Origin of the sequence: Nocardia jiangxiensis NBRC 101359, from assembly GCF_000308615.1 — a bacterium.
Classification (GTDB): Bacteria; Actinomycetota; Actinomycetes; order Mycobacteriales; family Mycobacteriaceae; genus Nocardia; species Nocardia jiangxiensis.
Genome location: NZ_BAGB01000035.1, coordinates 41,604 through 56,419 on the forward strand (window position 1 = coordinate 41,604; position 14,816 = coordinate 56,419).

The 14,816-nt window shown below is 67.3% G+C and carries 15 protein-coding genes; 1 reads left to right on the top strand and 14 read right to left on the bottom strand.

Translation table 11 applies throughout. The features are described from left to right. Position 1: 1 nt before the first annotated feature. The 13 genes from ON40_RS11895 to ON40_RS11955 all read right to left on the bottom strand — a co-directional run bounded on the left by ON40_RS11895 (position 2) and on the right by ON40_RS11955 (position 11,837). Positions 2 to 1,069, bottom strand: coding sequence for an NAD(P)-dependent alcohol dehydrogenase (locus ON40_RS11895; protein ID WP_040821800.1), 1,068 nt, complete (start codon positions 1,067 to 1,069; stop codon positions 2 to 4). After that, positions 1,054 to 1,845 (bottom strand): SDR family NAD(P)-dependent oxidoreductase, encoded by a 792-nt coding sequence (locus tag ON40_RS11900; protein WP_051193009.1) that lies wholly within the window; start codon positions 1,843 to 1,845, stop codon positions 1,054 to 1,056. The genes ON40_RS11895 and ON40_RS11900 overlap by 16 nt, the downstream gene beginning before the upstream one ends. 13 nt (positions 1,846 to 1,858) lie before the next feature. Next, positions 1,859 to 2,617, bottom strand: a complete 759-nt coding sequence (locus ON40_RS11905) for an SDR family NAD(P)-dependent oxidoreductase (RefSeq protein ID WP_040821802.1) — start codon at positions 2,615 to 2,617, stop codon at positions 1,859 to 1,861. After that, positions 2,614 to 3,816 carry an acyl-CoA dehydrogenase family protein gene (locus tag ON40_RS11910; RefSeq protein ID WP_040821851.1) on the bottom strand — a complete coding sequence of 401 codons (1,203 nt, stop codon included), beginning with the start codon at positions 3,814 to 3,816 and terminating at the stop codon, positions 2,614 to 2,616. The genes ON40_RS11905 and ON40_RS11910 overlap by 4 nt, the downstream gene beginning before the upstream one ends. Positions 3,817 to 3,845: 29 nt before the next feature. Continuing rightward, positions 3,846 to 4,796 carry a phosphotransferase family protein gene (locus ON40_RS11915; RefSeq protein WP_040821804.1) on the bottom strand — a complete coding sequence of 317 codons (951 nt, stop codon included), beginning with the start codon at positions 4,794 to 4,796 and terminating at the stop codon, positions 3,846 to 3,848. Continuing rightward, positions 4,793 to 5,986, bottom strand: a complete 1,194-nt coding sequence (locus ON40_RS11920) for an acyl-CoA dehydrogenase family protein (RefSeq protein WP_040821852.1) — start codon at positions 5,984 to 5,986, stop codon at positions 4,793 to 4,795. Before ON40_RS11920 ends, ON40_RS11915 begins: the two co-directional genes overlap by 4 nt. 43 nt (positions 5,987 to 6,029) lie before the next feature. Further along, a complete protein-coding gene (locus tag ON40_RS11925; RefSeq protein WP_040821806.1) occupies positions 6,030 to 7,181 on the bottom strand; it encodes a thiolase family protein in 1,152 nt (383 codons plus the stop codon). Beyond that, complete coding sequence (locus ON40_RS11930) at positions 7,178 to 7,555, bottom strand: Zn-ribbon domain-containing OB-fold protein (protein ID WP_040821807.1); 378 nt, start codon at positions 7,553 to 7,555, stop codon at positions 7,178 to 7,180. The genes ON40_RS11925 and ON40_RS11930 overlap by 4 nt, the downstream gene beginning before the upstream one ends. Before the next feature lie 47 nt (positions 7,556 to 7,602). After that, positions 7,603 to 8,391: an enoyl-CoA hydratase/isomerase family protein gene (locus ON40_RS11935; protein WP_040821809.1), complete on the bottom strand. Its 789-nt coding sequence runs from the start codon at positions 8,389 to 8,391 to the stop codon at positions 7,603 to 7,605. A gap of 116 nt (positions 8,392 to 8,507) precedes the next feature. After that, positions 8,508 to 9,650 (bottom strand): acyl-CoA dehydrogenase family protein, encoded by a 1,143-nt coding sequence (locus tag ON40_RS11940; protein WP_063712991.1) that lies wholly within the window; start codon positions 9,648 to 9,650, stop codon positions 8,508 to 8,510. 284 nt (positions 9,651 to 9,934) lie between these two features. Continuing rightward, positions 9,935 to 10,351: a DoxX family membrane protein gene (locus ON40_RS11945; RefSeq protein ID WP_040821811.1), complete on the bottom strand. Its 417-nt coding sequence runs from the start codon at positions 10,349 to 10,351 to the stop codon at positions 9,935 to 9,937. 50 nt (positions 10,352 to 10,401) lie between these two features. After that, positions 10,402 to 11,043, bottom strand: coding sequence for a DUF2182 domain-containing protein (locus ON40_RS11950; RefSeq protein ID WP_051193004.1), 642 nt, complete (start codon positions 11,041 to 11,043; stop codon positions 10,402 to 10,404). 161 nt (positions 11,044 to 11,204) lie between these two features. After that, positions 11,205 to 11,837, bottom strand: coding sequence for a DUF1326 domain-containing protein (locus tag ON40_RS11955; protein ID WP_051193005.1), 633 nt, complete (start codon positions 11,835 to 11,837; stop codon positions 11,205 to 11,207). Between the two features lie 389 nt (positions 11,838 to 12,226). Between ON40_RS11955 and ON40_RS11960 the strand changes: the two genes are divergently transcribed. Then, positions 12,227 to 12,454 carry a hypothetical protein gene (locus ON40_RS11960; protein WP_157186271.1) on the top strand — a complete coding sequence of 76 codons (228 nt, stop codon included), beginning with the start codon at positions 12,227 to 12,229 and terminating at the stop codon, positions 12,452 to 12,454. A gap of 374 nt (positions 12,455 to 12,828) precedes the next feature. Here ON40_RS11960 and ON40_RS11965 read toward each other — a convergent pair whose 3' ends face one another. Beyond that, positions 12,829 to 14,796: an acyl CoA:acetate/3-ketoacid CoA transferase gene (locus ON40_RS11965; protein ID WP_040821818.1), complete on the bottom strand. Its 1,968-nt coding sequence runs from the start codon at positions 14,794 to 14,796 to the stop codon at positions 12,829 to 12,831. Positions 14,797 to 14,816: the final 20 nt, after the last annotated feature.

Here is a 14,816-nt window from a genome sequence, read left to right on the forward strand (position 1 = left end):
GTCAGCGCACCAACGGCGGCGGAATCAGCACGGCGCGGCCGGTGATGTCGCCGGCGCGCAGGCGCCGGTAGGTCTCGACCCCTTCGGCCAGTGGGTAGGGGGTGGCTTGCACGTGCAGGGCCCCGCGCCGCGCCATGTCGATCACCGCGACCAGATCCGCGTGCGGACCCCAGAACGGTGCCGTGACCCGCCAGCCCGCGGCCAGGCCGACGTGTTTGCCGACCTCCATCCGGGCGCCGGCGCTGCCCACCACCGTCAGGCGCCCGCCCGGTGCGAGGAGGCGGATCGCGGGCTGCGCGGTGTCCGGTGCGCCGGCGAAGTCGATGATCACATCGGCGCCGTCGCTCACGGCCGTTCGCAGGGAGTCCACGTCGGGGAATGCCGCCTCGGCGCCCAGCCGCAGGGCCATCTCGCGCGCGTCCGCGCGGTTGTCGACGGCGAGAATTCGGCCGGCGCCCATATCGCGCAGGATCTGCACACCCAGGTGGCCGAGGCCACCGACGCCGATCACCACGCAGGTCGCGTGCGCATCGATCAGGTCGGCGTGTTCGCGCACCGCGTGATAGGCGGTCAGCCCCGCGTCGGTCAGCGGCGCGGCCACGGCCGGATCCAGGCCACCGGTGCGGACCAGATGCCGGGCCGACGGGACCAGCATCGCCTGGGCCAGCCCGCCGTGATATCCGAGGCCGTTGCCGATCGGCGCCGGGGCGCCGGTGGTGCGCGGCCGCAGCCGCAGGCAGTAGTTCTCCCGGCCCCGCACGCAGTTTCGGCAGTGTCCGCAACTCCAGATGCCGTGCACCACAACGGTTTCGCCGAGCCACGTCGGATCGGCGTCCGGTCCGGCAGCGAGGACGGTTCCGGCGACCTCGTGACCGAGGGTCAGCGGCAGCGGGCAGTCGAAACTCGCCGCCGCCGCATCCATGACATGCAGATCGGATCGGCACAGTCCGGCCGCGGTGACCTGCAGCAGAAGTTCCTCGCCGACGGGCTGCGGTACCGGCACTTCCCGCAGTTCCGGTGGCCGCCCCCATTCGGTCAGCTGTACGGCCAACATCAGCGTGCCGTCCATCCGCCGTCGACCACCACGGTCTGGCCGGTCATGTACGACGACGCATCCGAGGCGAGGAAGAGCACCGCGCCGTCGACCTCCCCCGCCGCACCGCCGCGGCCGAGCATGGTGTTGCGTCGCACCCAGCCGGCGGATTTGTCGTTGCTGAACAGCCCGTCGGTCATCTCGGTATCGAACCATCCGGGCACGACCGCGTTGACGCGGATCCCGCGATGACCCCATTGACCGGCCAGTTCGCGGGTCAGTCCCAGAACTCCCGCCTTGGACGCGGCGTAGCTCGCCCCGCCGATCGGCGCGGTCGAGGCCAGTCCGATGATCGACGAGATGTTGACGATCGATGCGCCTCGTCCCTCCGGCAGGGCGGTGGCCGCGGCGAGGGCGAGATGGAATCCGGCGAGCAGATTCACCTCGAGCAGAGCCGCGAAACCCTCGGCCGATTCCTGCTCCGCCCGTGGGGGTCCGGGCATGCCCGCGTTGTTGACCAGCACGTCCAGGCGGCCGGTTTGTTCGTAGCAGCGATCCACCAGCGCCCGGCGGTCGTCGTCGAGGGTGACATCGCACCGAACCGGCACGATGCGCGCATCGCTGTCGGCCAGGGCGGCCAGGCGGTCGGTGCGGCGGGCCGCGGCGAACACCGTGGCCCCGGCATCGGCGAGCGCCTTGGCGAAGCCGAGCCCGAGGCCCGCAGAGGCGCCGGTGACCACGGCTGTCCGGCCGGGCAAGCCGAACAGCCGGGTGAGGGTATCGACGTCGGCGGTAGTCCGGGTGTCGGTCATTGCAGCATCCACCTCAGTACACCGCGGTCCGGCCACCGTCGACCGGAATGATCGCGCCGGTGGTGTAGCTGGCCGCATCACCGGCCAGATGGGTGACCAGCCCGGCGATCTCCTCCGGTCTGCCCAGCCGTCCCGCCGGTAGCCGATCGACGATCTTCGCGACGAACTCGTCGTCCCAGTGCTCGGCCATATCCGTCGCGAACCCGCCCGGAAGCACACAGTTCACCCGGACCGTCGGCGCGTACGCCTGAGCGAAGGCCAGGGTCAGGGCGTTGAGCCCGCTCTTGGCGGCCGCGTACATCGTTTCCGGCGGGCTCGGCCGCAGGGCGCCGATGCTGGAGATGTTGATGATCGATCCGCCGTCGGCCGCGGCCATCCGGGCGCCGGCCGCGGCCATCAGCCGGAACGGTCCCTTCAGGTTGACCTCGATGATTTTGTCCCACAACGATTCCGTCACTGACGCGAGATCCTCGGCCACCGGTGCGATGCCCGCATTGTTCACGACGATGTCCAGCCGCCCGAACTCCGCGATGATCCGGTCGAGGGCCGGCTCGATGGCATCCCACTTGCCGACGTGCAGTTCCAGCGGATGGGCGCTGCCGACCGGGGAATCGCCCAGCCCTGCCACCGCCTCTTGGCAGGCCGCCAGTTTCCGGCTCGACACGATCACCGTGGCGCCCGCGTCGCGCAGTCCCCGGGCGATGGCCAGTCCGAGCCCCCGGCTGGCGCCGGTGACCAGGGCGACCTTGCCGGTCAGATCGGATGTGTTCATCGGTATTTCTCCACTTCGAGACGGGCGATCGTGCGCAGATGCACCTCGTTGGGGCCATCGGCGATCTGCAGTGCCCGGGTGATGGCGTGCATCCGGGCAAGGACGGTATCGTTGCTCACCCCGGCGGCGCCGAAGGTCTGCACGGCGCGATCGACGACGGTGTGTGCCACCTCCATCGCCGCGACCTTGATCGCCGCGACCTGCGAGCGCACCGCGGCGTTGCCCTGGGTGTCCATCAGCCAGGACGACTGCAGCACCAGCAACCGGATCTGATCGATCTCGATGCGGCTGCGCGCGATCCACTCGCGGACCACGCCCCGATCCGCGAGCGGGCCACCGAATGCGGTGCGTTCCAGCGCCCGGCGGCACATCAGCTCCATGGCTCGTTCGGCCATGCCGATGGCGCGCATCGCGTAATGCATGCGGCCCGGCCCGAGCCGGCCCTGAGCGATGGCGAAACCGTCGCCCTCGGAGCCCAGCATGTTCTCCGCGGGCACCCGGACGTCGGTGAATTGGACCTCGCCGTGGCCGAGACGATCGTGGAAGCCGAACATCGGCAGATCGCGCAGCACCTCGATGCCGGGGGCGTCGGCGGGTACCAGGATCATGCTCTGCTGGCGGTAGGTCTTCGCCGCCGGATCGGACTTGCCCATGAAGATGATCAGCTTGCAGTCCGGATCGAGAACTCCCGAGGTGTACCACTTGCGCCCGTTCAGGACGTACTCGTCACCGTCGCGGCGAATCGTCGAGGTGATGTTGGTGGCGTCCGAGCTGGCCACCGCGGGCTCGGTCATCGCGAACGCGGAGCGAATCCCGCAGTCCAGCAACGGTTTCAACCACTGCTGCTGCTGCTGCTCGGTGCCGTACATGGCCAGGATCTCCATGTTGCCGGTGTCCGGCGCCGAGCAGTTGATCGCCTCGTTGCCGATCACCGAGCGGCCGACCACCTCGGCCAGCGGCGCGTATTCGAGGTTGGTGAGGCCCGCGCCCAGGCCGTCGTGGGTCATGAACAGGTTCCACAGACCCCGCCGCCTGGCCTCGGCCTGCAGATCGCGCATGATCTGCGGCTGTTCGTGCGGGTTGGCATTCGCGGCGACCTGCGCGTCGTACACCGGCTCGGCCGGATATACGTGGCTGTTCATGAAATCTTCGAGTTCGACGAGCAGATCCCGGGTGCGGGCGGAGTAGGAAAAGTCCACAGTGCGGCTCCTGAGCGGCAGGGCGAGGGTCAAGCGGCGAGTAGTGCGGTGCCGGTCTCGATGAGGCGGGTGATGGTCGCGGGCAGTTTTTCCTGGTCCGGATCGTGATGCCGGCCTTCGCGATGCCTGCGGAGGTTGTGGCCCATGATGGCGGCCATTTTGAGCCGCCCGAGCGCGTCGAACCAGGTTTGCTCGGCGAGCGTGGGCCCGCCGGCGCAGTAGATGTCCAGCAGTTCCGCCGCGCTGGGCAGACCGGGCACCTCCCGGCCGACTTCGGGGAAATTGCTGCCGTCCGCGAAGACGTGGAACCAGCCGAGTTCCACGCGCGGATCGCCCATGCTCCAGATCTCCCAGTCGATCAGGGCGACCGGTTCCGGGCCGGCGGAGATGATGTTGCCCAGGCGATAGTCGCCGTGCACGAGCCCCGGCGTCATCGGCTCGGGGATCCGGCGTTGCAGCAGTGCGAGCAGCCGATCACCGCCGGCAACCAGTTCGGGTGGCACAGCGCCGAGAGTGCGCGCCCAGCGGGCGAGTTCCTCGGCGGGCGTCAGCGCGGGCACAGAAATATCGGCCGGATCCACCGCGTGCAGCGCGGGCAGCAGTTGCGCGGCGCGGCGCATCCGGGCTGCGGCCAGGTCCGCGGCGACCGCGGGATCGTCGAGTACCGGCTCCAGCGACTCACCGACGACGAGTTCCATGGCGAACCAAGCGGGTTCGTCGCTGTCCACCACCGCGATGCTCGGCACCGGCACGGGAGTATGCGCCAACACCTGCATGATGCGGGCCTGACGCAGCATGTCGTGGCGGCCGATCGGTTTGCTGCCTTCCGGCACCGCCTTGACGACATACGATTCGCCGCTGGTTTCCGCCCGGAAGGTCAGGCCGGAATGGCCGCCGGGCAGCCGTTCGAAGGATGTCAGGCTCACGCCGAGATCGGCGCGCAGTCGCGCTGCGACCCGCTGTTCCAGTGTCGGGCTCATGGACGCGGCTCCTTGGGCAGGCCGAGCACGCGCTCGGCGATGATGTTGTGCTGGATCTCGTCGGTGCCGCCCGCGATCCGGTATCCGGGCGCGCCGAGCACATGTTCGGTCCACGCGAAGGTGCCCCACGCGCCGGAATCGGCGGCCAGGTCGCGGCCGAGCAGCAGCCGCACGACCTCCGAGGTCCGCGCCATCGTGTCGGTGGCCAGCAGCTTCCCGATCGATGCCTCGGGTCCCGGATCGCGCCCGGCCACCACGGCCGCGGCCACCCGCATCGCGGCGACGCGCTGCACATAACCGCGGGTGACCAGGTCGGCCACGCGGTCGCGTTCGAGTTCGGTGAGGGCACGATCCAGATTCCCGGCCAGCGCGATCGCGCGATCGGCATTGGCCAGGCCCAGGTTGGCGCCGTCCAGGCGCTCGGCTGCCAGCACGGTCAGCGCGACCTGCCAGCCCTTGCCGACCGGCCCGAGCCGATGACCGTCGTCGAGGCGAACGTCGTCGAGATAGACCTCGTTGAAAGAACTCCCCCCGGTCATCTGCCGGATCGGGCGCACGGTGACACCGGGTGTGTCCATCGGAACCAGGAACACGGTCAGGCCCGCATGTTTGGCGACGGCCGGATCGGTCCGGCACACCGCGACGCCGATGTCGGCGATCCGGGCGCCGGAGGTCCACACCTTGTGCCCGTTGAGAATCCAGGCGTCGTCGTCCGTCCGGACCGCCCTGGTGCGTACCGCGGCCAGATCCGACCCCGCCTCGGTCTCGGAGAAGAGCTGGCAGGCGATGACATCGGTGCGCAACATGGCGCGCACATACCGCTCCCGCTGCTCCTGGGTGCCCCACTGGTCGATCGTCGGTGCCACCAATTGCTGTGTCACCGAGAACATTTCGGTGCGCTTCGGCAGGTCGAAGGCTTCCTCGGCGCGCCGGAACGCCAGGACGTACGACAGCGGCAGCTCGCGCCCGCCGTAACCGCGCGGCCAGTTCAAAGCACCCCAGCCCGCGTCGAACTTGGCGCGTTCGTAGGCGCGCACACGCTCGGTCTCGGCACGTTCCTGGGCTTCGGTCCAGTTTTCGAAGACCGCGACCGAATCGGACCCGCTACCCCAGGGGTTTTCAGTGCGAGGTGCGGCCACACCGGCGAGCCAGGACGTGGCTTGTTCGATGAACCGGTCGAGTTCGGGAATCGTAGGTTCGGTCACTGCTCTTCTCTCGATCGATGTGCCCGGCTCACACCGACAGCACGGTGCAGGCGCTGATCCCCGGCGCGCCGTAGACGTGGGTGAACCCCACCCGCGGCGTCCCCGGAACCTGCCGGGCACCCGCCGAACCGCGCAGTTGGGTGACGATTTCGTGGACCTGACGCAGTCCCGACGCGCCGATCGGCTCACCGTTGGCGATGCAGCCGCCATCGGTGTTGACCGGCAGGCGACCACCGATTTCGGTGTCGCCCGCGGCGAGCATCGCCTCCTGCTCGCCGTGTTCGCAGAAGCCGCATTCGGCCATGTGCATGATCTCCGCACCGCTCTCGGTGTCCTGCAGTTGTGCGACGTCGACGTCGGCGGGACCGATGCCGGCCTCCTCGAACGCCGCGGCCGCCGCGTCGGAGCTCACGCTGGCCGGTTCGCCGCTGCCCTGGATCGCCGGGCTGAACACCTCGAAGGAGCCGAAGCGGCGGGTGCGGTGACTGAGCGCGCGCAGGCGGATGCCACGCACGCCCAGGCGCCGGGTCGCGGACTCGCTCGCCACGATCACCGCGGCGCCACCGGTACCGGGTGAGCAGAACATGAACCTGGTCAGCGGGTCGTTCACCATGGGGGCCGCGGCGATCTCCGCCGCGGACATCGGTTCTGTGCGCCAGGCATTGGGGTTGAGACTGCCGTTGCGGTAAGCCTTCTCCGCGACCCTGGCCAGCGTCATGGTGGAGATGCCGTGCAATCGCATGTACCGGTTGATCTTCGCGCCGAAGAACTGCGTGGTGACCATCAACCCGGCCTCCCCGTAGCCGTGCGGCAGACCCCATTCCTGCGGCATCGGATCGAACGCACCGCGCGGATGCTTGTCGAAGCCGACGGCCAGCGCGATCTCGGCGATACCGGAGCGCACGGCGTTGACCGCGCCGAGCAGTGCGCTGCCACCGGTCGCGCAGCCGTTCTTGACGTTGGTGAACGGTATTCCGGTGAAGCCCAATTCGGCGACGAGGGTATCGGCCAGCCCGGAGCTGTCACTGCCGCCGCAGGCCAGCTGGATGTCCGGCCACGTCAATCCGGCGTCGTCGAGCGCGGCGTTGATCGCCACGACCGCGAGCCGGCGGCCGGTGACCTCGGGCTGTCTGCCGAACCGGGACAGTCCGGTGCCGATGATCGAGACCGACTGTGTCACTGCGCCTTACCTTCCTGAATGAATGTGCGAGTCGCGAACCGGGGCACCGGCGCGACGGCGACCAGCCGCACCTGCGCCCCGTCCAGTTCGGCGAAGTCGGTGCAGTCCAGGACCGCCTCGACCCTGATGCCTTCCGGAAGTTCGACATATCCGACCGCGAACGGCGAAAAGCCTTCGCCCGGAACGACATAGGGCGGTGACTTGGGCGCGAACCGTTGCACGGTGTACGCCCAGACCACGCCGTGGTCGCTCAGTGGAATCGTGGTCGCGGTCGCAGTGGCGCACCGCCCGCACATCGTGCCGGCCGGGAATGCGACGGTGCCGCACGTCGTGCACCTGCTGCCCTCGAGTGCGAGGATCTCCGGAACGCCCATGTCTTTTCCTTCTCAGGTCGGCGGAAAGGATTGAACCGGTTCGTGGTTCAGCGACCGACCCACTTCGGCTGGCGCTTCTCCAGGAAGGCGTTCACGCCCTCGGCGGCGTCCTCGGACTGCAGCGCGTTGCCGACGGCCAGGTGCTCCATCACCATCAGCGACTGGATGTCCGCATCCAGGCCACGGTCGATGGTCATCTTGGTGAGCTTCATCGCGAACGGGCTCTTGTCGACGATGGGTGCGGCGAAATCGGCGACCAACTGGTCGAGTTCGGCGGCCGGCGCCGAAGCGTTGATGAGGTCGAACGCGGCGGCCTGCTGACCGCTCAACAGCTTCCCGGTCAGCATCAACTCCTTGGTCTTGCGGATGCCGATCATGCGCGGCAGCCGGTAGATCGGTCCCGCGCCACCGAACAGCGCCCGGCGGATGTGGAAGTCGCCGATCTTGGCATCGTCGGCCGCGACGGCGAAGTCGCAGGAGATCATGAGCTCGAAGCCACCCGCGGTGACATAGCCCTCCAGCACCGCGAGCGACGGCGTGTTCATGGAGTACAAGCGGTCGCAGACCTTCGCCGAGAGCACCGCCACGTCCATGGAGGTGGTCTTGCCGACATAGTTCGCGCGCAGTTCGTCGAGGTCGAAGCCCGAGCAGAAGGTGTTGCCGCGCCCGCGCAGGACGAGCAGCTTCAGCTCGGGGTCGTTGTCGACCTCGACGATGATCTCGTCGAGCCGGTGCAGCAGTTCGGTGGTGACGGCGTTCTTCTTGTGCGGGCGGTTGAGCCAGACCCGGGCGATGTCGCCGTCCTTCTCGAGCACGATGTGGTCGGTGTCGATCATGTGGCCTCTTTCGATCGAGGAGAGTTTCCTGAACTGGATTCACTTCAGTTTTACCGGCTGGAGTCACCGGCGTCAATACGCGCCGTCCACCGGATTCGGTGTGGCGGCGCAGCTGCTCACAAGCCGACGAGGGCGGCTATCGTGCTGCGGTGGGTACGGGAACCGCCTTGTGCCGCTTCATTTCCCATTGCGCGGCGGAAATAGGAGTGAGCCGGATGCTCCCAGGTGAAACCGATTCCGCCGTGCAACTGGACAGCCTCGGCCGCCGCCTGGACGGCCGCGTCGGTGCACACCGCACCGGCCACCGCAACCGCCAGCCTCGCCGCATCCGGATCCTCGGCGAAGGCCGCGGCCGCATACCGCGAGGCCGATCGCGCACGCTCGAGTAGCACCAGTAGATCGGCGAGCCGATGCTTGACGGCCTGGAAGGAACCGATCGCCCGCTCGAACTGGCGGCGAGTCGACGTGTAGGCCACGGTCATCTCGAGCAACATGTCGACGATGCCGGTGTTCTCGCTGGCAAGGGCGAGCGTGGCGAGATCGCGCAAGCGTGTGGCCGCGGCGGCGGTCTCCCCCGGTTCGGTGAGGGCGAGCGCCCGAGCGCCCCGCAGTGTCACGTCCGCCTGCCGGCGGGTGGGATCCAGGACCGTTCGCTCGGTTCGTACGCAGTCCCGGCCCGGACGCACGGCGAACAGGCGCCGGCCGTCCGGGCAGTTCGCGGATGCGACGATCACATCGGCGGTTCCACCGCAGGTGAGGTGCGTGGCGGTACCGTCGACGACCCATCCGGCCGACGTCCGGGCCGCCCGTAGATCGTCCGTGGTGGCATCGAGAGCACTGACGGTGGCCAGCAGGTCCCCGGCCAGCACACCCGCCAGCAGGCCATCGTCGCCGGGGCGGGTCAGCAGCAGAGCCTGTACACCCAGCACTGCGGAGCTGTGGACCGGCTCGCAAACCAGTGCGCGCCCGCACTCCTCGAGAATCGTCGCCAGTTCGGTCACGCCGTAACCCAGCCCGCCCCGATCCTGGGGTACAGCGAGTGCGGTAACCGACATGTCGTCGACGAGGGCCCGCCACAGCGATGCCGAGAACCCACGTTCCGTGGACGAGGCTTCGCGAACCTGAATGATGTCGCCGTGTTTACCCAGCAGCGCCCGCAGTGACTCGCGCAGGGCGGACTGCTCCGGACCGGGTATGAACCCGGCCGGTTCGGAACGTGGCCAGCGGATTTCACCACCGGCGACCAATGGCGTGGACATGACCCTCCAGTTGAGTTGAGTTCAGTTCGATGATTCGAGAGTAGCGAGGACATGTCTCGGCGAGAAGGCCTAAGGTGAACCAAGTTCATTTCATGAGTTATCCGCCCGGAGCCGCCACTCGGCCGATGGCGCCGGACCGTACGCGCCGAACCACCCGAGCCCGTTCACGGAACCTGAATCAGGCGAAGGTGATTCGGCGGCGCCGGTGTTGTGGGTGAAACGCCTTGGCGGCAGTCCGGCGGCGACACCGACAGGGTGTCGCCGCCGGACCGGTTCCGCGCGGGTCAGATGTGGAACAGCGGTCCAGTCAGGGTCAGCCCGAGATCCGCACCGACGTGCGAGAAGAACGCGAACAGCATCAGGGCAGCTCCCGCCAGGCCGATGTCCTTGTTGAAGTTGATCATCTCCTGCTGCTTGACCTGTGCATCGGATTCCTTCCAGAAGGCGTGCATGAGCAGGGCGGCCGGGACGAGGAATACGACCAGCAGCAGCGAGCCCAGATCGGCCCACACCCCCAACAGCACGCTCAGACCACCCACGAGCAGGAGCACACCGGAGGCCAGAACCGACAACTCGGGAACGGGGACTCCCTTGTACCCGGCGTATTCCGCCATCTGCTTGCGCTGGGCGAAGTGCCCGAACGCGGAGCCGAGGAACAGTGCGGCGAACAGGATGCGTCCGATGAGTACCACGACGTTCATGATTGCGCTCCTTACCGTTTATCCGACCGGTCAGTGAAAACAGTTGCGGCTCAGGCGCCGACGAGCAGAGCCAGACTCGACGCGCCGACCAGGATCATCGCCACGCCCGCGAACCTTGCACCCATGTCACCGAATGGGATCGTCTTCTCCAACAGGACGAAGATGGCGATCGCCGCGGTCCACAGCAGGTTCATCGCGCCACCGAAAAACAGCAATCCCATCAGGATCCAGCAGCAGCCCACGCAGTATGCGCCGAGCCGCAGTCCCATGTGCAAGGCACCGAGGTTCCCGGTGCGCCAGTAGCGGGACATGAAGTGCGCCGGGGCCCGGCAGCTCCTCAGACAGGCATTCTTCAACGGGGTGAGTTGGTAGATGCCGGCCCCGATCAGCAGTGCGGCTCCGAACACCGGACTCCTGGACACCATCATCGGGGAGAGCAACGCGGCCCGATCGAAAACATACTGAGCGACGGTGGCCACGAGACCGAAGATCGACCACATCGCTATGTAGCCGGTGACGAAGACGAACGTCGGGGTCAGCGGGTTGTGCCGGGCCGCGGCCTTGCGTGCGACCGCGGCGTACAACAAGGTCATCGGCGCCGCGGTGGGAACCATCATCGCGACCATCATCACGATCCACATCACCAGCGTCACACCGAACTCGGTTGCCGTCCACGGTTGCACCCCGGTCATGGCGTCCCTCATCTGCCCCGTCGACTGCCCCCTCGTGCCCGCCGACTCGGTCGCCATTCGACGCGCCGTCACCACGAGGTAAACCCAGGCCGCGATCGTGATGCCGCCCAGACCGGCCCATACGGCCAGGCGGTCTCGGTGACGCCGGTCCCGCAACGTGGTCAGCGGATCACTCCGTCCTGGTTCATGTGCAGAATGTTGAACTGGCCGTAGCTGTCCTGGAAGTCGAGTTCGATTCCTGCCTTGGCTGTGGTGTTGCCGTTGCCCATCTCGGCGTAGATGTAGCGCGCCCCGTCCGGCATGTTGATGCGTATCCTGGCCGGCTCGCCGGTGTAGGGGCTGATGATCGGCGTCCCGCGTGACTCGACCAGCCCGTCGATCATGAGGCTGGCCAGTCGCCGATCGACGTCGATCGACAGTTCGATGGGTGCGTACAGCGTGTCGAGCACGGTCGACATCGTGCTGTTGTACACGAAGAAATGCGTCGCTCCGGGGGCGGTCGACTCGCCGAGAAGAATCTTGCGCAGTCCTTCTCGCTGACCCGAATCCGCTTGTTCGCCGATGACGACCTGCTGCGTGCCATTACCCTCGGCTACCTCACCCGGCCAGTACATGAGCACCGCCCAGTCCAGGTTGCCGAGATTGGTGTCGTTGAAGTGTCCCTCCTCGATGTGGCCGCACATCAATTCCTCGCAGTGCCCGTAGGTCGACTTCGCGCCGAATTGACACGGACAGCCCCAGTCGCACAGGCAATTCGCGAACTCCGTACCGCGAATCATCCATCGGTCAGCCACCGAATTCTCCCGTCCTCGCGGGTAGGTGCCGATGACGCCGAATTCTGCGGCTCGCGCGGTGACAATTGCGGTGACGCCGACGATGTCGGATGCGCGGCCTCGGCGGCCTCGAGCCCGACCGCCGCGCGCTGCCCGGGAGTGATCGATACGCCACTTAAATCTACTACCGAGCCGCGCTTTGCCTCCAGCTGCCTCGACGCGTTGACATCGGTGAGCCATCATCGTCAGGATGTATGAGCCGCAGTTGTTGCCTTGACAGCTGAGGGCGAGCATCTGGTTGTCGACGGTTCTCGCTGAGGCCTTCGACAGCGCTCAGAGATTCGGCGGACGCAACGCACTCCGCGTCCGATGTCGCAGTTCGGACGAGATCGACCGATGTGGAGGTTGAAATGTCTGATCGCAATCGGAGCAGGAAATCCGGTCAGATGGCCGGGAAGTCCAAACAAGGCATGAAGAACCAGGGCCAGCGTGCGCAGCGCGATTCGGATCGCATGATCGACGATCAGCAGCAGGACACGGATCAGCTGACCGGCGGGATGGAGCGCGAGACGCGACAGCCGCGGCCCGACATGAAGGACGACAAGAACTCGGGCAAGAAGAAGCTGCAGCACCACTAGCAGCACTTCTGGCGACCCGCGGATTCTCTCATCGTGTCCGCGGGTCGCCCCATGTTCGCCGGGTTCTCTGCAAAGTGCCTATCCGAACATCCATTGACCGCCGTTGACGTGGACCGGAGGCCAGGGATTTGGTCAGGGTGCGCAGGCCGCCCCGAGTCCGCTTCGGCCCGGTCACTGCGGGCGTTGACGATGACGTTCGCGCCGCAGCCGGCCAGTTCGAGCGCGATCGCCCGCCCGATATTGCGGCCCGAGCCGGTGACCAGTGCTGTCTTACCTGTAATTCCGAAGACGTCGCCCATGTGCGCCTGCCTCTGTTACAGAATCCGCGGTGATGGTGGTTTCGGCCACGGCCGGCATCGGGCATGGTGGGCAACTCACTCCGCTCTCAGGTTGGCCAGTGCCTCGGCGCGGTTCTCGTAGATGTGGGGGGCGACGCCGCGGCCGGCGAGGTGGTCGTGCAGTTTGAGCCGCATGAACGAGCTCGTGCTGTAGCGGCTCGCGGACAGGTAGAAGCGCTCGGCGAAGTCCTGTATCGATCGGACGTAGAGGTCGCGTAGGTCCGCAGGGAGGGTGAAGTTGTCGTAGTTGGCGACCAGGTGCACTTTTCTGCCGATCCGGCTCAGGCGGGATTCGATTGCGGCGCGGATGGTTTCGACCTCACCAGACGTGGCCGGCGCCAGGCCCTCCATATTGAGGAAGAAGACGTTGCGGGTGTCGTCGTAGGTCATGCGGGCCGCCATCGGGACCGACAGGAGCTGGTCTTTCAGGCCCATGGGATCCGGGGCGAACAGGCGCGCATCCATGACGACCGGATCCCCCTCGAGCAGCGGCTCGAACGGCATGTGCGCGAGGATGTCGCGGTCGATGTCGATGCCGGGCGCCACCTCGGTCAGTTGCAGGCCGTCGGCGGTCAGCCGGAACACACACCGGTCGGTGATGTAGAGCACCGGTTGACCGGTGCGCACTGCCTGTGCCCCGCTGAAGGTGCGCTGTTCGACGGCGTCGACGAATTTCACGGCGGCCGGTTCGGACTCGACGACCACCCGCCCGTCCAGTACCGCGGTGCGGCTGGGAGCGAGGAAGGTGCCCAGAAAGATCACCTGTTTCGCGTTCTGGCTGATGTTGATGAATCCGCCCGATCCGGCGAGCCGGTTGCCGAACCGGCTGACATTGACATTGCCGTCCCGATCCGACTGGGCCATGCCCAGGAAGGCCGCATCCAGTCCCCCGCCGTCGTAGAAGTCGAACTGGTAGGGCTGGTCGAGCACGGCCTGCGCATTGACCGCTACACCGAAATCGGCTCCGCCGACAGGCATTCCGCCGATCACGCCGGGTTCGGCGGTCAGAGTCAGGTAGTCGACGATCCGCTCCTCGGTCGCGACGGCGCCAACGCCTTCGGGCATTCCCACACCGAGATTCACCACACTGTTGACGCGTAGTTCGAGCGCGGCGCGCCGGGCGATCACCTTGCGCTCGTTCAGCGGCAGGGGCGCCAGGTTGTGCAGCGGCACCCGCCGCAGTTCACCGCTGTAGGCCGGGGAGTACTGCGTGCCGAAAGTCTGCCAGTGGTGGTCGCGCCCGGCCACGACCACGCAATCCACCAGCACCCCAGGAATTTTCACGTCGCGCGGGCACAGCGAGCCGGCGTCGGCGACTCGTTCCACCTGGACGATGACCAGCCCGCCCGCATTGTGCGCGGCGGTCGCGATGGACAGCGTCTCGAGGGTGAGCGCTTCGCGCTCCATGGTGATGTTGCCGGCGGGATCAGCGGTCGTGCCGCGCAGCAGTGCGACATCCAGCGGCAATGCCTTGTAGAACAGAAACTCGTCGCCGCCCAGGGTGATCAGTTCGACGAGATCCTCGGTGGTCCGCTCGTTGACCTTGCCGCCGCCCAGTCGCGGATCCACGAACGTGCCGAGCCCGACACGGGTGAGCAGGCCGGGTTTGCCGGCCGCGGTGTCGCGGAACAACTGCGACAACACCCCCTGGGGTAGGTTGTGCGCGGCGATCTCGTTGCCGACGGCCAGCTTCTGGATGGCCGGGCTCATCCCCCAATGCCCGCCGATGGCGCGCGAAATCAGTCCGGGGTGACAGATCCGGTCCAGCCCGCGCCCTAGGCGATCGCCCTGGGCGACGGCGAAGACGATGCCCAGATCGTGCGGGGTGCCCGACTGCAGGAATCGCTGTTCGAGCGCGATGGTGAGTTCTTCGGGGAAGCACTGTCCACCGAAGCCCCCGACGGCGACCGAATCGCCGTCACGGATGAGGCGGACGGCTTCCGCGGCGGAAACAACCTTGTCGCGCGAGGAGGACATGGGCGGAATATCGGCTGGTGCGGCCATCGATGCTCCTGGAAATCTGC